The sequence below is a fragment of the Mesorhizobium album genome (assembly GCF_033977205.1).
Taxonomy (GTDB): domain Bacteria; phylum Pseudomonadota; class Alphaproteobacteria; order Rhizobiales; family Rhizobiaceae; genus Mesorhizobium; species Mesorhizobium album.
This window is the reverse complement of sequence record NZ_JAVIIW010000025.1, coordinates 1-16,663: the sequence shown is the minus strand read 5'-3', so window position 1 is coordinate 16,663 and position 16,663 is coordinate 1. Positions and strand designations below refer to the sequence as shown.

Sequence of the window (16,663 nt, the reverse complement as noted above, 5' to 3'; positions counted from 1 at the left end):
CTCGTCAGCCCCCAATGCCCGCTCACCAGTGCGGCGGCTTGGTCACCGGCACATCGGGAGCGGCCTGCTCCTCCAGCGCCAGGAACTGGTCGGTAAGGGCGGCGAGCTTGCGTTCCATGCGCTCGATCACCTTCCACTGCTCAGCGATCTGGCCGGACAGTTCCTCGATCGTCTTTTCCTGCTCGGCGGCGCGGATTTCCAGTGTCGTCAGCCGGTCGTCAGGCATGGTCATTCAAAACCCGGGTTCTGTGAATGTGAAACTCTCGGCCACCTTCGAAATTGACAAGCGCGCGGGGATTTGTCGAGAGTGAATGCCGTTCCGGCCAATTGGCACGGGCGGGGCATCATGCTAGGCGTTTTGACCAAGCGATAAAAAAATACGAGTGGGACAGGCTGCATGGCGCAAGCCGCAATCGAGCTTATAGGCATCAACAAGAGTTTTGGCGCGGTACGCGCCAACCGCGACATCAACCTGGAAGTGGCGCGCGGCACCATCCATGGCATCGTTGGCGAGAACGGCGCCGGCAAGTCGACGCTGATGTCGATCCTCTACGGCTTCTACCAGGCCGACAGCGGCGAGATCCGCGTCGGCGGCAAGCCGGTGTCGATCAACACCTCCAACGACGCAATCGCGCTCGGCATCGGCATGGTGCACCAGCATTTCATGCTGGTCGACAATTTCACGGTGCTGGAAAACGTCATCCTCGGCGCCGAGACGGATGCGCTTCTGAAGAGCAGCATCGCCAAGGCGCGCTCGGAACTGGAACGGCTGGAACGCGAATATGGCCTCGAGGTCGATCCCGACGCCATCATCGAGGAACTGCCGGTCGGCCTGCAGCAGCGCGTCGAGATACTCAAGGCGCTCTACCGCGGCGCCGAGATCCTGATCCTCGACGAGCCGACCGGGGTTTTGACGCCGGCCGAGGCCGACCACCTGTTCCGCATCCTCAAGCAGTTGAAGGAGCAGGGAAAAACGGTGGTGCTGATCACCCACAAGCTGCGCGAGATCATGGCTATCACCGACACGGTCTCGGTCATGCGCCAGGGAACCATGGTGGCAACCAGGGCGACGAAGGAGACCACGGCCGGCGAACTGGCCGAGCTGATGGTCGGCCGGCGCGTGCTCTTGCGGGTCGAGAAGGGCGAGTCGAAAGCCGGCGCGATCAAGCTGTCGGTCAAAAATTTGACGGTGAAGGACTCACGCGGCGTCACCATGGTCGACGACGTTTCCTTCGACGTGCGCGGCGGCGAGATCGTCGGCATCGCCGGCGTTGCCGGTAACGGTCAGTCGGAACTGCTCGAGGCGATCTCCGGCATCCGGCACGCCGTCTCGGGCGAGGTCATGCTCGGAGGTAAGCCGGTCGACCTTACCGGCAAGGCCGACCCTGGCGAATTGCGCGACCGGGGGTTGGCGCATGTGCCGGAGGACCGCCATCATGTCGGACTGGTGCTCGCCTTCGAGGAGAACGAGAATTCGATCCTCGGCTATCATGACGACGAGCGCTATCTGAAAGGTCCATTCCTCAACGTCGACGCCATCATGGCCGACGCGAAGGACAAGATCGAGAAATACGACATACGCCCCGGCAATCCACGGCTGAAGACGGCTAATTTCTCCGGTGGCAACCAGCAGAAGATCGTACTGGCCCGGGAGATGGAGCAGGATCCCGGCGTGCTGATCGTCGGCCAGCCGACGCGCGGCGTCGATGTCGGCGCCATCGAGTTCATCCACAAGCGGCTGATCGCCATGCGCGACCAGGGCAAGGCCGTGCTGGTGGTGTCGGTCGAGTTGGACGAGATCCGTTCGCTTTCCGACCGTATCCTGGTGATGTTTGCCGGCCGCATCGTCGGCGAGCGCGGCCCCGAGGCGACCGAAGGCGAGCTTGGCCTGCTGATGGCCGGCGTCGAGCACCAGGAGGCTGCTGAATGAGCACGCCTTACGCCAAGCTGCCCGCCTGGGCCGACTACGGGCTGATCCCGCTGATCAATCTCTCGGTCGCCTTCATCGTCGCCGGCTTCGTCGTCATGCTGGTCGGCGAAAATCCGTTCCGCGCCGCCGTCATCCTGGTCCAGGGCGCCTTCGGCCGGGGCACGGGCATCGCGTTCACCCTCTTCTACGCCACGACCTTCATCTTCAGCGGGCTTTCGGTGGCGGTCGCCGTCCATTGCGGGCTGTTCAACATCGGCGGCGAGGGACAGGGCTACATAGCCGGCCTCGGCATCGGCGTCGTCTGCCTTACCCTCGACAGCATCTTCCCGTGGTGGCTGACCTTCCCGCTGGCGATCATCGCGGCAGCCGGCATGGGGGCGCTGTGGGCGCTGATCCCGGCCTATCTGCAGGCCAAGCGCGGCTCGCACATCGTCATCACCACCATCATGTTCAACTTCATCGCCGCCAGCGTCATGGTCTATGCGCTGGTCGACGTGCTGAAGCCGGCCGGCTCGATGGCGCCGCAGACGCGCAACTTCCTGCCCGGCGCGGAATTGCCGAAGCTCAACTGGATCCTCGAACTGTTCGGCGCCAAGATCCGCTCGGCGCCGCTGAACATCTGCTTCCTGCTGGCGCTGGTCATGGCCTTCCTCGTCTGGCTGCTGATCTGGCGCACCAAGCTCGGCTACGAGATGCGCACCTATGGCCACAGCCCGAAGGCGGCGCGCTATGCCGGCATTTCGGAAACCCGCATCATCCTGATCGCCATGGTCATTTCCGGCGCGCTGGCCGGCATGATGGCGCTCAACCCGGTGATGGGCGACCAGCACAATGTCGCGCTCGACTTCGTCTCCGGCGCCGGCTTCGTCGGCATCGCGGTGGCGCTGATGGGGCGCTCGCACCCCGTGGGCATCGTGCTCGCCGCGATCCTGTTCGGCATGCTCTACCAGGGCGGCGCCGAGCTCGCCTTCGAGATGCCGGCGATCAGCCGCGACATGATCGTCATCATCCAGGGCCTGGTCATCCTGTTCGCCGGCGCGCTCGAGCACATGTTCAGGCCGTATATCCAGGCGCTGTTCGCCTCGTTCAGCCCGAAGGCAGTCGGCATCGAAGCGGTCAAGGGGAAGGGGGCCTGAGATGGATAGTTTCAACGCCATCGTCCAGGTGCTGGACTCGACCATCCGCCTGTCGGTGCCGCTGCTGCTCGCCTGCCTGGCGGGCCTCTATTCCGAGCGTGCCGGCATTTTCGACATCGGCCTCGAAGGCAAGATGCTGGTCGGCGCCTTTGCCGGCGCCGCCGCGGCTTCCGTCTTCCATTCCGCGTTCATCGGCCTCGGCATGGCCATCCTGATCTCGGTCGCCTTCGCGATGGTGCACGGTTTTGCCTCGATCACGCATCGCGGCAACCAGATCGTCTCCGGCGTTGCCATCAACTTCGTCGCCGCAGGGTCGACCATCATCCTCGGCCAGGCCTGGTTCCAGCAGGGCGGCCGCACGCCGGCGCTGCAGCCCGGCGAGCGCTTCGAGGCGATCGTCTGGCCGGGCGCAGATGCGTTGAGGGGCGTGCCGATCCTCGGGCCGATCTATTCCGAGCTGATCTCCGGCCATTCGATCCTGGTCTATTTCGCGTTCGCGATGGTGCCGTTCACCTGGTGGGTGCTGTTCCGCACCCGCTTCGGCCTCAGGATGCGCGCGGTCGGCGAAAATCCGGCCGCCGTCGACACCGCCGGCATCTCGGTCGCCTGGCTGCGCTACCGGGCGCTGATCTGCACCGGCATCCTCACCGGGGTGGCCGGCGCCTATCTGTCGATGGTGCAAAATGGCGGCTTCGTGAAGGACATGACGGCGGGCAAGGGCTATATCGCGCTTGCCGCGCTGATCTTCGCCAAATGGAAGCCGGTCAACGCCATGTTCGCCTGTCTGCTGTTCGGCTTCCTCGACGCGCTGTCGATCCGCCTGCAAGGCACGCCGCTGCCAATCATCGGAAAGGTGCCAGTGCAATTCATGCAGGCGCTGCCCTATGTGCTCACCGTCATCCTGCTCGCCGGCTTCATCGGCAAGGCGATCCCGCCGCGCGCCGGCGGCGTGCCCTATGTCAAGGAACGCTGAGGTCGGGAAACGGCCCGGTCTCGAGGGCAGCCGGCTTTTGAACACGATCTCGGGGAGAGAAGAAGAAATTGTCGCATGATCTGTTCGAGGCGGCGAAGAAGGCGATGGCCAAGGCCTATGCGCCCTATTCGAAGTTTCCCGTCGGTGCGGCACTGCGCACCGAGGACGGGCGCGTCTTCACCGGCGCCAATGTCGAGGTGGCGTCCTATCCCGAGGGCTGGTGCGCCGAGACCACGGCGCTCGGTCACTACATCATGGGCGGCGGCGGCAAGATCACCGAGATCGCGGTGGTTGCCAAGCGCATGGCCAAATGCACGCCCTGCGGCGGCTGCCGGCAGCGGCTGGCGGAATTCTGCCGGCCGGAGACCAAGCTCTATCTCTGCGACAATGCCGGCGTGGTCGAGACGGTCACCATGGGCGAGATGCTGCCTTACGGCTTTAGGGGCGATGTTTTGAAATGAAGAACGGGCTCAAATGAAGGAAGCGTTGGATCATCTGGTCGAGAAGCTGGACGGGCTGGCGCCGACCGCGGCCCTTGTTCTGGGCTCCGGCCTTGGCGGGCTGGTCGACCAGGTAGAGGATGCCCGCCGCATTTCCTATGCCGAGCTGCCGGGTTTCCCGCGAAGCGGCGTTTCCGGCCACGCCGGCGAGGTGGTGGCCGGCTATTTCGCCGGCACCCCCGCACTGATGCTCTCTGGCCGCGCGCATTACTACGAGCACGGCAACGCCGCCGCGATGCGCCCGGCGCTGGAGGTGCTTGCCGGCGTCGGCATCTCGCATCTCATCCTGACCAATGCCGCCGGCTCGGTCGATGCGGAGATGGGACCGGGCTCGGTGATGCTGATCACCGACCACATCAACTTCTCCGGCTCCAATCCGCTGATCGGCGAGCCGAGCGATCGCCGCTTCGTCGGCCTCGCCGAGGCCTATGATGCGGGTCTGCGCGGGGCGATCGAGAAGGCGGCCAAGGCAACCGGCACCAAGCTGCACCAGGGCGTCTACATGTGGTTCTCAGGCCCCTGCTTCGAGACGCCGGCAGAGATCCGCATGGCACGCGTCATGGGCGCCAATGCCGTCGGCATGTCGACCGTGCCGGAGGTCATCCTCGCTCGCTTCCTCGGCCTCAAGGTCGCCGCCTGCTCGGTCATCACCAACCTGGCGGCGGGCATGACCGGGGCGGAGCTCTCGCACCAGGAAACCAAGGACATGGCGCCGGTCGGCGGCGCGCGGCTGGCGACGATCCTGCGGCGCGTCTTCCAAGACGGCCTGCCGGACAGCTGATGCTTCCCCAAGAAATCATCCGCCGCAAGCGTGACGGCCACAGGCTGTCGGCGTCCGAGATATCGGCCTTCATCGAGGGGCTGACGGCAGGCACCATTTCCGAGGGCCAGATCGGCGCCTTCGCCATGGCCGTCTTCCTCAAAGGCATGAGCCGCGATGAAGCAGTGGCGCTGACGCTCGCCATGCGCGATTCCGGCGATGTGCTCGACTGGTCCGACCTGCCGGGGCCGGTCACAGACAAACATTCGACCGGCGGCGTCGGCGACAACGTCTCGCTGATGCTGGCGCCGATCGTCGCCGCCTGCGGCGCCTATGTGCCGATGATTTCAGGCCGCGGTCTTGGCCACACCGGCGGCACGCTCGACAAGATGGACGCCATCCCCGGCTACACCAGCCAGCCCGATGTGGCGCGCTTGCGCAAGACGGTGCTGGAAACCGGCTGCGCCATCATCGGCCAGACCGCCGATCTCGCGCCCGCCGACCGGCGGCTCTATGCGATCCGCGACGTGACGGGCACGGTGGAGTCGGTGCCGCTGATCACCGCCTCGATCCTGTCGAAGAAGCTTGCCGCCGGGCTGGGCTCGCTTGTGCTCGACGTCAAGGTCGGCAACGGCGCCTTCATGGAGAAGTCGCGCGATGCGGTGGCGTTGGCGAACAGCCTGGTCGAGGTCGCCAATGGCGCGGGCCTGAAGGCCTCGGCGCTGGTGACGGGCATGAACGAGCCGCTGGCCTCGGCTGCCGGCAATGCGGTCGAGGTGAAGAATGCTGTCGACTTCCTCACGGGCCGGTTCCGCGACCGGCGGCTGGAGGATGTGTCGCTGGCGCTCGCCGCCGAAATGCTGCAGTCGGCCGGACTTGCCTCGTCTAACCAGGACGGCATCAGGCGCGCCGCCGAGACACTTGCCGGCGGCCGCGCGGCGGCGGTGTTCGCGCGGATGGTGACGGCGCTCGGCGGTCCCGCCGATTTCGTCGAGAACCCTGAAAAATATCTGCCGAAGGCAGCGGTGGAATTCGCCGTGGAAACGGCCGAGGACGGCTTCGTCACAGGCATCGCGACGCGCGACATCGGGCTCGCGGTCGTTGCCCTTGGCGGCGGGCGCACCCGTCCGGACGACAGGATCGACCACGCCGTCGGCTTCACCAGGCTGTTGCCGGTCGGCGCGGAGGTGCGGGCGGGCGAGGCGCTGGCGCTTGTCCATGCGCGCACCGAGGCGGATGCCGAGGTCGCCGCCGCAGCGGTGCGTTCCGCCTATACGATCGGCGCCTCGAAGCCGCCCGCCGAAAAGACCGTGCTCAGGCGAATCCTGCCGCTATAGGAGCGCGCCTACTGCACCAGCAGCAGCGCGCCGTTCTGGACTTCGTATTTCTGCAGCCGCTGCAGGAAGCTCATGCCGATCAGGTTGGTTTGCAACGCCCGGTCGTCGAGCACCACCGCCTGGACGTTGTCGACGGAGATCCTGCCGATCTGCAGGCGGTCGACTGTCACCACGGCGGCCTTGATGGCGCCGTTCGCCGTGTTCACCTGTTGATTGAAATCCGACGGGTTGAGCGAGATGCCGATGCGACGCGCCGTCGAGGTGTTGATGGCGACCAGCGTCGCGCCGGTGTCGATCATGCCGTCGATCTGGCGGCCGTTGAGCTTGAATGCGGAGGTGAAATGACCGCGCTCGTCGGCATTGAGCAGCACCTGGCGGCCGAGCAGCATCGGTGCCGCCGGCTTGGCTGGAACCGAGGCGAGCTTGACGTCCGGCTCCGGCACCGGCGATTTGGGCGCGACCGCCGATTTCAGCAAGCTGTCGAGCAGCTGCGGGTTCGACTGATAGACGATCGGGATTGACGCCGAGGTTCCGGCAAAGACGCCAAGGATGAGCAGCTTGCGCAGCATGGATCGACCTTCGTGAAGGCCCGATCCTTAAGCCCGACATGGTGTTTTCAGCTTTAACGTGCGGCGGAACCGCATTCTTGCGTAAACGAGCGGTAAAGAAAGCCGCTCACTTCGTCCCATACATGCGATCGCCGGCGTCGCCGAGGCCGGGCATGATGTAGCCTTTGTCGTTCAATTGGCGGTCGATCGAGGCGGTGAAGATCGGGACATCCGGATGCGCCTTGGTGAATCGCTCGATGCCCTCGGGCGCCGCGAGCAGGCAGAGGAAACGGATGTTGGTGGCGCCGCGGCCCTTCAGCTTGTCGATCGCAGCAATCGCCGAATTCGCCGTCGCCAGCATCGGATCGACGACGATCACCAGCCGGTCGGCGAGGTCGCTCGGCGCCTTGAAGAAATACTCGATCGCCTCCAGCGTCTCGTGGTCGCGGTAGAGGCCGATATGGGCGACGCGCGCCGCCGGCACCAGGTCGAGCAGGCCTTCGAGCAGGCCGTTGCCGGCGCGCAGCACGGAGGCGAAGACCAGCTTCTTGCCCTCCAGCGTCGGCGCTTCCATCTCCTCGATCGGCGTCTCGATGGTGGTGGTGGTGAGCTCGAGATTGCGGGTGACCTCATAGCCAAGGAGCAGCGAGATCTCGCGCAGCAGCCGACGGAAGCCTGCGGTCGAGGTCTCCTTCTTGCGCATGATGGTCAGCTTGTGCTGGACAAGGGGGTGGTCGACGACGGTGACGCCCTGCATCGTGATCTCCTGTAGTTCCGGCTTGCTGCAGCGACCCTAGCGGCATTGCGCCGGCCAAGAAACCGCCAGCCGTCATCCACCACAGCTTTTGCCAGGAATCCAGCAAAAGAAATCCAGAAGAAGAATCAGCGCCCGCCGCTGCTGAGACGGGCAAGCAACGCTGCCTTGGTCTTCCGGTCGACGAAGGCGGCCTCGATGGCCGTCCTGGTGACGGCGGTGAGCGCCTTGTCGTCCATCGCGAAATGCTCGGCGGCGATGTCGTATTCGCGCTTCAGCGAGGTCCAGAAATAGGGCGGGTCGTCGGAATTGAGGGTCGCCCTGCAGCCGGCCGCGCGCAATGCCGGGAAAGGATGGTCGGCGAAGCTTGCGAACACCTTGAGCGCGATGTTGGAGCCGGGGCAGCATTCCAGCACCACGCCCTCGGCCGCAATGCGGCGCACAAGGTCGGGGTTTTCGATGGCGCGCACGCCGTGGCCGATGCGGGAGGGGCGGATGTGGTCGAGCGCTGCCGCCACACTTTCCCAGCCCATCAGCTCGCCGGCATGGATGGTGATGCCGAGGCCCGCCTCGCGGGCGATCTCGAAGGCCCGGACATAATCCTCGACATCGCCGATCCGCTCGTCGCCGGCGACGCCGAAGCCGGTCACCAGCGGATGGCCGCAGCGGGCGGCGAAACGCGCCGCCTGCTCGATCGCCTCGACGCCGACATGGCGCACGCCAGTGACGATCATGCGCCCCTCGATTCCGGTCCTCGCCTTGGCGCGCAACATGCCTTCGCCCAGCGCATCCGTATAGGCCTTGGGCGACAGTCCGGCCTTCTTGGCGTGATCCGGCGAGGTGAAGATCTCGGAATAGATCGCGCCGTCGCGGGCGAGGCTGGTCAGGTAATGATCGGTCAGCCGGGCATAGTCCTCCTCCGTACGAAACAGGTCGGAGGCGAAGTCGTAGGCTGCGAGGAAAGAGGAGAAATCGTGCCAGACGAAGGAGCCGTTCTGGATGTAGGGCGAGGGGTCCTTGCCGTATTTGCGGGCCTGGCTGACGACAAGGTCGGGCGCCGCTGCCCCTTCGATGTGGCAGTGCAATTCGGCTTTCAAGATCATGCGGTCATCCCGTCCGGTACTCTGTCCCCGCGTGAATTGCGGGCGGAAAGTCATGCGAGACCCTGCCCGAACCCGTCTCGAAGGCGCGGCTGAAAACCGCGCTTCGGACAATAGCGTCGGCCCCATCGATCGGCTATGGTCCCGCCGGTTTTATGGCGGATCACAATAATGTCAGTTGAGAGAACCACGGCCGCGGGCGGCATGGAAACCTCCTATGGTTTCAGGAAGGTAGGGGCGGGCGACAAGCAGTCCCTCGTCAACGACGTCTTCCATAAGGTGGCCAATCGCTACGACATCATGAACGATCTGATGTCGGGCGGGCTGCATCGGCTGTGGAAGGACGCGATGGTCGCGTGGCTCAATCCGCCGAAGCGACCCGGCTGGAAGGTGCTCGATGTCGCCGGCGGCACGGGCGATATCGCCTTCCGCATCGTCGAGGCCAGCCACCGCCACGCGCATGCCACCGTGCTCGACATCAACGGCTCGATGCTTGCCGTCGGCCGCGACCGCGCCGAGAAGCAGGGCCTTTCGGCAAACGCCGACTTCGTCGAGGCCAATGCCGAGGCTCTGCCCTTCGAGGACGATACGTTCGACGCCTACACGATCGCGTTCGGCATCCGCAACGTGCCGCGCATCGATGTGGCGCTCAGCGAAGCCTTCCGCGTGCTGAAGCGCGGCGGGCGCTTCCTCTGCCTCGAGTTCTCCGAGGTCGACATGCCGCTGCTCGACAGGGTCTACGAGGCCTGGTCCTTCAATGCCATTCCGAGGATCGGCAAGGTGGTGACCGGCGACGGCGAGCCCTATTCCTATCTGGTCGAATCGATCCGCAAATTCCCCAACCAGCAGAACTTCGCGGCGATGATCGCGCGGGCTGGCTTCGATCGCGTCACTTTCCGCAACTATTCGGGGGGCATCGCAGCGCTCCATTCGGGCTGGAAGCTTTGAGGCCGGGATCCTTGAGGCAGGCTGGGCGATGAGCAGCGTCGGCGCCGCCTTTCGGCTCGTCAGGGCCGGCTGGGTGCTGGTCCGCGAAGGCGTTGTCGCGGCGCTGCCGGGCGAGGAGCTCTCCGGCATGCCAAAGCTCGGCTGGCAGCTGGCGCGGCTGCTGACGCGCCGCCGCGCGCGGACCTACGAGCGCGGCGACCGGCTGGCGAAGGCAGTGGTGCGGCTCGGCCCGTCCTACGTGAAGCTCGGCCAGTTCCTGGCGACACGGCCCGATGTGGTCGGCAACGACATGGCGGTCGATCTTGCCCTGCTGCAGGACAAGATGCACACCTTCCCGAAAGCGGAGGCGGTTCACGCGATCGAAGCCTCGCTCGGCCGCAAGATCGACGATCTCTACGAAAGCTTCGGCGATCCGGTGGCGGCAGCCTCGATCGCCCAGGTGCACTGCGCCGAGGTCTTTCGTGACGGGAGAGCTTCGCGCGTCGCGGTAAAGGTCATCCGGCCCGGCGTGCGCCATCATTTCTTCCAGGATCTCGAGAGCTATTTCCTCGCCGCGCGCCTACAGGAGAAGTACATCCCGTCGTCGCGCCGGCTGCGGCCGATCGAGGTGACCCAAACGCTGGCGCAGACCACCAAGGTCGAAATGGACATGCGGCTCGAGGCGGCCGCGTTTTCCGAGCTCGCTGAAAACACGAAGGGCGATCCGGGCTTTCGCGTGCCCGCAGTCGACTGGGAACGGACCGGCCGCGACGTGATCACCATGGAGTGGATCGACGGCATCAAGATGAACGATCTGGCCGGCCTTGCCGCCGCCGGGCACGACCTCAAGGCGATTGCCGCCAATCTGATCCAGTCATTCCTCAGGCACACGCTGCGCGACGGCTTTTTCCATGCCGACATGCATCCGGGCAACCTGTTCGTCGAGCCGGACGGCACCATCGTTGCCGTCGATCTCGGCATTGCCGGGCGGCTCGGCAAGAAGGAGCGGCGCTTCCTTGCCGAAATCCTCTACGGCTTCATCGTGCGCGACTATCACCGCGTCGCCGAGGTGCATTTCGAGGCCGGCTATGTGCCGCGCCAGCACAATGTCTCGGCCTTCGCGCAGGCGATCCGGGCCATCGGCGAGCCAATCCACGGCCAGTCGGCCGACACGATCTCGATGGCGAAGCTTCTGACGCTGCTGTTCGAGGTCACCGACCTCTTCGACATGGCGACGCGCACCGAACTGGTGCTGTTGCAAAAGACCATGGTCGTGGTCGAAGGCGTCGCCCGAACCCTCGATCCTGCCTTCAACATGTGGAAGACCTCGGAACCCGTTGTCAGCGACTGGATCGCCGGCAATCTCGGCCCGCGCGGCATGCTTTCCGACGCGCGCGACGCCGGCAAGGCCCTGGTGTCGCTGGCGAGGCAGGCGCCGGACATTGCGGCCCGCACCGAGCGGCTGTCGCGCGAGATCGACCTGATGGCCGAGCACGGCCTGCGCTTCGACGAGGCCACCGCGCATGCCATCGGCAAGGCCGAGGCGCGCCACACCCGTTCCGGCCGCGTGGCGCTGTGGGTGATAGCGCTGACGTTGATCTATATAGCGTGGAAATTGCTCTGACTGCTTGCAATGCTAGCGCCACGTTTGCTAGCATTGCAAGCGGCGACGAGGTCGTAACGTCGATGGCTAGGAGCTGAGATCATGGGCACGATCACGGTCCGTAATCTAGCGGACGATGTGAAACAGAAGTTGCGCGAACGTGCCGCGGCGCGCGGCGTGTCGATGGAGGAAGAGGCACGCGACATCCTGGGCAAAAGCGTTCTGTCCGCGGGAGCGGCGGCCGCGCCCGAGGGCGAAACCCTTTATGCGACCATCCGAAGCTTAGTCGAGCCGCATGGCGGTTTTGATATTGCGCTACCGCGGCGTAGCCAATCTGCGGCAAACCGCATGACCCTCTCGGCCAAGCGCATCCTGCTCATCATCGGCGGCGGCATTGCCGCCTACAAGTCGCTTGACCTGATCCGGCGCCTGCGCAAGCGCGGCGCTTCGGTGCGGGTGGTGATGACATCGGCCGCGCAGGAATTCGTCACCACGCTTTCGGCCGGCGCGCTTTCGGCCGACCATGTCTTCACCGACCTGTTCGACCGCAATGACGAGCACGATGTCGGCCACATAAGGCTGTCGCGCGATGCCGATCTACTGGTCGTTGCGCCAGCCACCGCCGACTTGATGGCGAAGCTCGCCAACGGCCATGCCAACGATCTTGCCTCGACGGTGCTTTTAGCCACCGACAAGAAGGTGCTGATGGCGCCGGCGATGAATCCAAGAATGTGGTCGCATCCGGCGACGCGCCGCAACCGGGCGACCATGCAAAAGGACGGCATCGCCTTTGTCGGCCCGGCCAAGGGCGAGATGGCGGAGAGCAACGAGGCCGGCGAAGGCCGTATGGCCGAGCCGCTGGAGATCGTGGCCGCGATCGAGGCGATGCTCGACGAGAAGCCGAAGCCGCTCGCGGGCCGCAGGATCATCGTCACCTCGGGGCCGACGCATGAGCCGATCGACCCGGTGCGCTACATCGCCAACCGCTCGTCCGGCAAGCAAGGCCACGCGATCGCGGCGGCGCTGGCGAAGCTCGGCGCCGATGTCCGGCTGGTGTCCGGTCCGGTCAACATCGCCGACCCGGCCGGGGTCAAGACCACGCATGTCGAAACCGCAGTCGAAATGAAAGATGCGGTCGAGAGCCTTTTGCCGGCGGACGCGGCGGTGTTCGTCGCCGCGGTTGCCGACTGGCGGACCGCTAACGCTTCCGGCGAGAAGATCAAGAAGGTGGCGGGAAAGGGGCCGCCGGCGCTGCAGATGGTCGAGAATCCCGACATCCTCGCCAGCATTGGCCATCATGCCCAGAGGCCCGGTCTTGTCGTCGGCTTTGCCGCCGAGACGCAGGACCTCATCGGCAACGCCGAGGCCAAGCTCAGGAAGAAAGGCGCCGATTTCATCGTCGCCAACGACGTTTCGCATGCGAGCGGCATCGGCCCGTCGGGTGTGATGGGCGGCGACCGCAACAAGGTGCGCATCGTCTCCAGGACCGGGGTCGAGGAATGGCCGGAGATGGGCAAGGACGAGGTGGCAGCACGGCTCGCCGCGCTCATTGCCGAGCGGCTGCAGGCAACCGTCGTTTAGCCGGCCGCTGTCTGGGGCCGCATGGCCGGTAGTGCGATCCTGAGGGCGGCGATGCAGCCGAGGATCCCGAGCGGCACGAAGGCAAGGAATAGCCAGCCGGCGACGCCGGCGGCCGCCTCGCGGTTCAGCCCTTCCGAGAAGCTGCTGGCGTTGGCGACGATGCCGGCAAGGGCTGCGCCCACCGCATAGCCGATGCGCTGCATGGTCGGCACGGCGGCCGAGGCGATCGTCTGCTCGCCGTCGCGGGCCGAAGCGACGATGACGCGCGTCAGGAACGGCCAGCAGACGCCGAAGCCGCCGCCCTGCAGCAGGGCGCAGAGCAGGATCAGCGGAATCGAGCCCGCCGGGATGGTGTAAGCGAAGCCGGCGAGACCGGAGGCGATCATCAGCGCGCCGATGACGATGATCAGCCTTTCACGTTCCAGCGGCGCATTGGCGATGAGGATCGACAGGATCGACCAAGCGATCGATTCGGCGGCGATGATGTAGCCGGTCGTCAGGATCGGAATGCCGTGCAGCGTGGTCAGAAGCAGCGGCCCGTAAATGGTGAAGGTGCAGGTGGCCACGGAGAATGCCGCAACCATGGTCATGCCGCTGCCGAGCGGCGAGCGCCATGAAAACAAAAGTGACGGGAAGAGGCGCGAGCGTGGCCTGAGAGCATCGATGCGGAAGAACAGCGCCAGGCCGATCAGGCCGGAGAGGAGCAGCAGCGACGAGCGCAGCAGGGCAATGTCGATGCCGGCAGCAGCGATCAGCACGACGCTGACCGCGAGGCAGGCAAGCGCCGGATAGGGGAAGGGCGGCGCCGTGCCGCTGCCCGCCCGCGGCTTCGCCGCTTCAGGCGTGTCGAGCACGATGAAGCTGGCCAGGGCCATTGCCGCGCCGCCAAGCGTGAAGACGCCGAAGGCCCAGCGCCATGACAGGAACTCGGTTATGATCGCGCCGAGCATCGGGCCGCTGAAGGCGGCGACGCCCCAGATTGCCGATATGATGCCGAAGAGCTGCGGCCAGATGTTGCGTGGAAAGAGCCGCTCGACCGAAACGAAGGCGAGCGACACGAGCGCGCCGCCGCCGAGCCCTTCGACCAGGCGTCCGATGAGGAATAGCGGCATGGCAGGCGCCGTGGCGCAGATCAGGGCGCCGGTCGCGTAAAGCAAGGCGGCGACCATCATGTTGGAGTGCAGCGCGACATAGTTCACCAGCCGGCCTGCCGCAGCACCCGCAACGATGGCGCCAAGCTCGTAGATCGCCAGCGACCAACCAACGAGCTGCACGCCCGCCAGCTCGCCGACCATGGCGGGCATGATGGTCGCCACCATCGTCTCATTGGTGGCATGCAGCAGGATGCCGAGGCTGATGAAGCAGAAGCGCGCCAGGTCGCCGCTTGCCCACAATGCCCGCCAATCCACCCTGCTGCCGGCCACCTTGTTTCCGCACGCTGCCGTCACGTCGATCTCCTGCTTGCCAACGGCAGCCTCATTCGCCTTCGAAGGAAGCGCCAGATCCAGTTCGGCAGGGCTTGTAGAACCTCAAGCGCAGTTGAGCTCAAGCGGATTCTTGATCGTCCTGTGCGAGCTCTAGCAGGCTGTTGAAGAAGTCCACTTGCGGGCGATGAAGTCAGCTTCGTCACCGTTGTGGAAGCAGATTTGGCCCATGATGGAGCCGTCTGGTTGGATTTCGGCCCAGCCATCACCTTGGGTTTCGTCCATTTCGTCGTTGCCTTGCCAGGAGAAGGCGAGGTGATTGCCGTCGCCCGCGCCGAAGATCTGCCCGGTGACGCAGCCGAAGGCGAATTCGCCGGAGCCGTTGGTCGCGAATTCGATGTAGGCGGGCTCCATCATGTCGCGATAGTCCTCGACATAGTCGGGCATCGCGACGATCCGCCAACGGCCGGCGAGGCTCATGCCTGTACCGCCAGCAGCTTGGGCAAGCGGACCAGATTGTAGGCCGCCAGGTTCAGGGTGAAGGCCGCGCCCACACGGGCGCATCCTCGCAGCTTGACCTTGGCCATGCCGGCCGATGACTTGATCCAGCCGAACACCTCTTCGATCCGCTTGCGGCAGCGCTGGCTGGCTTCATAGCCCGGATGGCGCTTCGTGCGGCCATCGATCGCCGTCACACGAGGCTTGCCGGTTTTGCTGAGGTGACCGTCGATGGCGATGTGCGGCGTGACCTTGTGCTCGCGCAGGTCCTTGACGAACTGGCGTACGTCATAGGCCTTGTCGGCCCCGAGCGTGATGCGCCGCCGCGATGGCCGGCGTTCCAACATGGCAAGCGCAGCCTCGCGTTCGGCTTTGCCCGTAGCCTGGGTGACGCCGCCGTCCACGACCAGTCCGTGGCGGTTCTCCATCAGCGCATGGCCCATGTAGCACAGCTTCGCCGGCTGACCGTCGCCCTTCTTGTAGAGCCGCGCCTGCGGATCGCTCGTGCTCTGGTGCGTATCGTTGGAGCGCTTCTCCTTGTGGAAGCCGCGCTCGGCGTTGCGGCCAGCGCCATCCGGATCGTTGTCGCCGCCATCCTTGCGGCGGAAGCTCTTGATCGATGCCCAGGCTTCGATCAGCGTCCCATCCACCGAGAAGTGATCCGACGACAACAGCCGCTTCACCCTTGGTTGCGCCAGCACCGCGCGCAGAAACTTCGCCGCGATCTCGCCTTCCAACAGCCGATCCCGGTTCTTGGTGAAGCTCGAATGATCCCAGGCCGGCTCGTCAACGCCGAGCCCCACGAACCAGCAAAACAGAAGATCGAACTCCATCCGCTCCATCAACTGACGCTCCGAGCGAATGCCGTAGAAAGCCTGCAACAGCATCGCACGCAGCAAGCGCTCCGGCGCAATCGAGGGCCGGCCGAGCCCGGGCCGATAAAGCACGGCAAAATCGCCGTCCATCTCGACAAGAGCCGTGTTCACGATCTCCCGTATCACCCGAAGCGGATGATCCCGCCGAACCCGCGCCTCAAGGTCCACATAGGAAAACAGCGAACCTGCCCGTTCGTCCAATCCGCGCATCCACGCTCCCCAAATCATCAGGGCAGCAGTGAATCACGCTCCAAACAACCGCGCCAGCACTTCTTCAACAGCCTGCTAGCCCAATTGGTCCGCGACTGCCGAAGTCTGCTTCAGGGGCTCGTGAATCTTAGCTGGACGACTATCGCCATTGCCCCTAGTCATAGCTGTTGGGGGGAATCAGTCCCATGCATCGCGAAACTGTAGAAACGTCGAAATTCAACGCGGAAGCTCTGCTGCTCTACCAGCTGCGGCTCAAGGATTTCGAGATCGCGATGCAGGACGTCTATGATTTCTTCCACGATGTAAATACCATGCTGCTTAGTCGGGGCCTTCATCGCCTAGACGACATGCTTCGGCCGGCAGCTATGTCGGGAATGATTTCCGATATGCTGACGGCTGTGTGCCACGAACGCGCTGACAGCGATGGAGGTGCGGAACTGCACAAGAGATGAGGGCAGGTCCCTCGAAGCCGGCCGTCAGGGGCAGGCTTCAAACCACCGCAAGCTG

At 65.0% G+C, this 16,663-nt stretch carries 17 protein-coding genes; 10 read left to right on the top strand and 7 right to left on the bottom strand.

Annotation, left to right across the window (positions count from 1 at the left end):
- Nucleotides 1-22 precede the first annotated feature (22 nt).
- Complete coding sequence (locus RFN28_RS20675; protein WP_320289136.1) at nucleotides 23-232, bottom strand: SlyX family protein; 210 nt, start codon at nucleotides 230-232, stop codon at nucleotides 23-25.
- 165 nt (nucleotides 233-397) lie between these two features.
- Here RFN28_RS20675 and RFN28_RS20670 point away from each other — a divergent pair, with 165 nt between their 5' ends.
- From RFN28_RS20670 to deoA, 6 genes are all read left to right on the top strand, one after another.
- Nucleotides 398-1,930 carry an ABC transporter ATP-binding protein gene (locus RFN28_RS20670; protein ID WP_320289135.1) on the top strand — a complete coding sequence of 511 codons (1,533 nt, stop codon included), beginning with the start codon at nucleotides 398-400 and terminating at the stop codon, nucleotides 1,928-1,930.
- Nucleotides 1,927-3,066 (top strand): ABC transporter permease, encoded by a 1,140-nt coding sequence (locus tag RFN28_RS20665; protein ID WP_320289134.1) that lies wholly within the window; start codon nucleotides 1,927-1,929, stop codon nucleotides 3,064-3,066. Before RFN28_RS20670 ends, RFN28_RS20665 begins: the two co-directional genes overlap by 4 nt.
- 1 nt (nucleotide 3,067) lies before the next feature.
- Nucleotides 3,068-4,039, top strand: a complete 972-nt coding sequence (locus RFN28_RS20660; protein WP_320289133.1) for an ABC transporter permease — start codon at nucleotides 3,068-3,070, stop codon at nucleotides 4,037-4,039.
- Nucleotides 4,040-4,107: 68 nt separating this feature from the next.
- Nucleotides 4,108-4,500: a cytidine deaminase gene (gene cdd, locus RFN28_RS20655; protein WP_320289132.1), complete on the top strand. Its 393-nt coding sequence runs from the start codon at nucleotides 4,108-4,110 to the stop codon at nucleotides 4,498-4,500.
- 13 nt (nucleotides 4,501-4,513) lie between these two features.
- Nucleotides 4,514-5,320 carry a purine-nucleoside phosphorylase gene (locus RFN28_RS20650; protein WP_320289131.1) on the top strand — a complete coding sequence of 269 codons (807 nt, stop codon included), beginning with the start codon at nucleotides 4,514-4,516 and terminating at the stop codon, nucleotides 5,318-5,320.
- Entirely contained in the window at nucleotides 5,320-6,636 is a 1,317-nt protein-coding gene (gene deoA / locus RFN28_RS20645; RefSeq protein ID WP_320289130.1) for a thymidine phosphorylase, read from the top strand. Before RFN28_RS20650 ends, deoA begins: the two co-directional genes overlap by 1 nt.
- 8 nt (nucleotides 6,637-6,644) lie before the next feature.
- Here the strand turns inward: deoA and RFN28_RS20640 are convergent, their stop codons facing one another.
- The 3 genes from RFN28_RS20640 to RFN28_RS20630 form a co-directional block, all read right to left on the bottom strand.
- A complete protein-coding gene (locus RFN28_RS20640) occupies nucleotides 6,645-7,205 on the bottom strand; it encodes a TIGR02281 family clan AA aspartic protease (protein ID WP_320289129.1) in 561 nt (186 codons plus the stop codon).
- A 106-nt stretch (nucleotides 7,206-7,311) separates the two neighbouring features.
- Complete coding sequence (upp, locus tag RFN28_RS20635) at nucleotides 7,312-7,941, bottom strand: uracil phosphoribosyltransferase (RefSeq protein ID WP_067002624.1); 630 nt, start codon at nucleotides 7,939-7,941, stop codon at nucleotides 7,312-7,314.
- A 125-nt stretch (nucleotides 7,942-8,066) separates the two neighbouring features.
- Nucleotides 8,067-9,041, bottom strand: a complete 975-nt coding sequence (locus RFN28_RS20630; RefSeq protein WP_320289128.1) for an adenosine deaminase — start codon at nucleotides 9,039-9,041, stop codon at nucleotides 8,067-8,069.
- Between the two features lie 168 nt (nucleotides 9,042-9,209).
- Here RFN28_RS20630 and ubiE point away from each other — a divergent pair, with 168 nt between their 5' ends.
- The 3 genes from ubiE (at nucleotide 9,210) to coaBC (ending at nucleotide 13,149) form a co-directional block, all read left to right on the top strand.
- A complete protein-coding gene (ubiE, locus tag RFN28_RS20625; protein ID WP_320289127.1) occupies nucleotides 9,210-9,986 on the top strand; it encodes a bifunctional demethylmenaquinone methyltransferase/2-methoxy-6-polyprenyl-1,4-benzoquinol methylase UbiE in 777 nt (258 codons plus the stop codon).
- Nucleotides 9,987-10,014: 28 nt separating this feature from the next.
- Complete coding sequence (gene ubiB, locus RFN28_RS20620) at nucleotides 10,015-11,589, top strand: 2-polyprenylphenol 6-hydroxylase (protein ID WP_320289126.1); 1,575 nt, start codon at nucleotides 10,015-10,017, stop codon at nucleotides 11,587-11,589.
- Between the two features lie 81 nt (nucleotides 11,590-11,670).
- Nucleotides 11,671-13,149: a bifunctional phosphopantothenoylcysteine decarboxylase/phosphopantothenate--cysteine ligase CoaBC gene (gene coaBC, locus RFN28_RS20615; RefSeq protein WP_320289125.1), complete on the top strand. Its 1,479-nt coding sequence runs from the start codon at nucleotides 11,671-11,673 to the stop codon at nucleotides 13,147-13,149.
- On the opposite strand, the gene RFN28_RS20610 is transcribed toward coaBC, so the two are convergent.
- The 3 genes from RFN28_RS20610 to RFN28_RS20600 all read right to left on the bottom strand — a co-directional run bounded on the left by RFN28_RS20610 (nucleotide 13,146) and on the right by RFN28_RS20600 (nucleotide 16,156).
- On the bottom strand, nucleotides 13,146-14,597 hold the full coding sequence (locus tag RFN28_RS20610) for an MFS transporter (RefSeq protein WP_320289124.1): 1,452 nt from the start codon (nucleotides 14,595-14,597) through the stop codon (nucleotides 13,146-13,148). The genes coaBC and RFN28_RS20610 overlap by 4 nt on opposite strands.
- 129 nt (nucleotides 14,598-14,726) lie before the next feature.
- Nucleotides 14,727-15,053: a hypothetical protein gene (locus RFN28_RS20605; protein ID WP_320289123.1), complete on the bottom strand. Its 327-nt coding sequence runs from the start codon at nucleotides 15,051-15,053 to the stop codon at nucleotides 14,727-14,729.
- Nucleotides 15,050-16,156 (bottom strand): IS5 family transposase, encoded by a 1,107-nt coding sequence (locus tag RFN28_RS20600; protein WP_320289122.1) that lies wholly within the window; start codon nucleotides 16,154-16,156, stop codon nucleotides 15,050-15,052. Before RFN28_RS20600 ends, RFN28_RS20605 begins: the two co-directional genes overlap by 4 nt.
- Nucleotides 16,157-16,341: 185 nt before the next feature.
- Here RFN28_RS20600 and RFN28_RS20595 point away from each other — a divergent pair, with 185 nt between their 5' ends.
- Nucleotides 16,342-16,608 (top strand): hypothetical protein, encoded by a 267-nt coding sequence (locus RFN28_RS20595; protein WP_320289121.1) that lies wholly within the window; start codon nucleotides 16,342-16,344, stop codon nucleotides 16,606-16,608.
- The last annotated feature ends 55 nt before the right edge of the window (nucleotides 16,609-16,663 follow it).

Bases quoted from the DNA above. Each gene is read 5' to 3' on its own strand.
- RFN28_RS20675 (WP_320289136.1), bottom strand. From the start codon at position 232: ATGACCATGCCTGACGACCGGCTGACGACACTGGAAATCCGCGCCGCC.
- RFN28_RS20670 (WP_320289135.1), top strand. From the start codon at position 398: ATGGCGCAAGCCGCAATCGAGCTTATAGGCATCAACAAGAGTTTTGGC.
- RFN28_RS20665 (WP_320289134.1), top strand. From the start codon at position 1,927: ATGAGCACGCCTTACGCCAAGCTGCCCGCCTGGGCCGACTACGGGCTG.
- RFN28_RS20660 (WP_320289133.1), top strand. From the start codon at position 3,068: ATGGATAGTTTCAACGCCATCGTCCAGGTGCTGGACTCGACCATCCGC.
- RFN28_RS20650 (WP_320289131.1), top strand. From the start codon at position 4,514: ATGAAGGAAGCGTTGGATCATCTGGTCGAGAAGCTGGACGGGCTGGCG.
- deoA (WP_320289130.1), top strand. From the start codon at position 5,320: ATGCTTCCCCAAGAAATCATCCGCCGCAAGCGTGACGGCCACAGGCTG.
- RFN28_RS20640 (WP_320289129.1), bottom strand. From the start codon at position 7,205: ATGCTGCGCAAGCTGCTCATCCTTGGCGTCTTTGCCGGAACCTCGGCG.
- upp (WP_067002624.1), bottom strand. From the start codon at position 7,941: ATGCAGGGCGTCACCGTCGTCGACCACCCCCTTGTCCAGCACAAGCTG.
- RFN28_RS20630 (WP_320289128.1), bottom strand. From the start codon at position 9,041: ATGATCTTGAAAGCCGAATTGCACTGCCACATCGAAGGGGCAGCGGCG.
- ubiE (WP_320289127.1), top strand. From the start codon at position 9,210: ATGTCAGTTGAGAGAACCACGGCCGCGGGCGGCATGGAAACCTCCTAT.
- ubiB (WP_320289126.1), top strand. From the start codon at position 10,015: ATGAGCAGCGTCGGCGCCGCCTTTCGGCTCGTCAGGGCCGGCTGGGTG.
- coaBC (WP_320289125.1), top strand. From the start codon at position 11,671: ATGGGCACGATCACGGTCCGTAATCTAGCGGACGATGTGAAACAGAAG.
- RFN28_RS20605 (WP_320289123.1), bottom strand. From the start codon at position 15,053: ATGAGCCTCGCCGGCCGTTGGCGGATCGTCGCGATGCCCGACTATGTC.
- RFN28_RS20600 (WP_320289122.1), bottom strand. From the start codon at position 16,156: ATGCGCGGATTGGACGAACGGGCAGGTTCGCTGTTTTCCTATGTGGAC.
- RFN28_RS20595 (WP_320289121.1), top strand. From the start codon at position 16,342: ATGCATCGCGAAACTGTAGAAACGTCGAAATTCAACGCGGAAGCTCTG.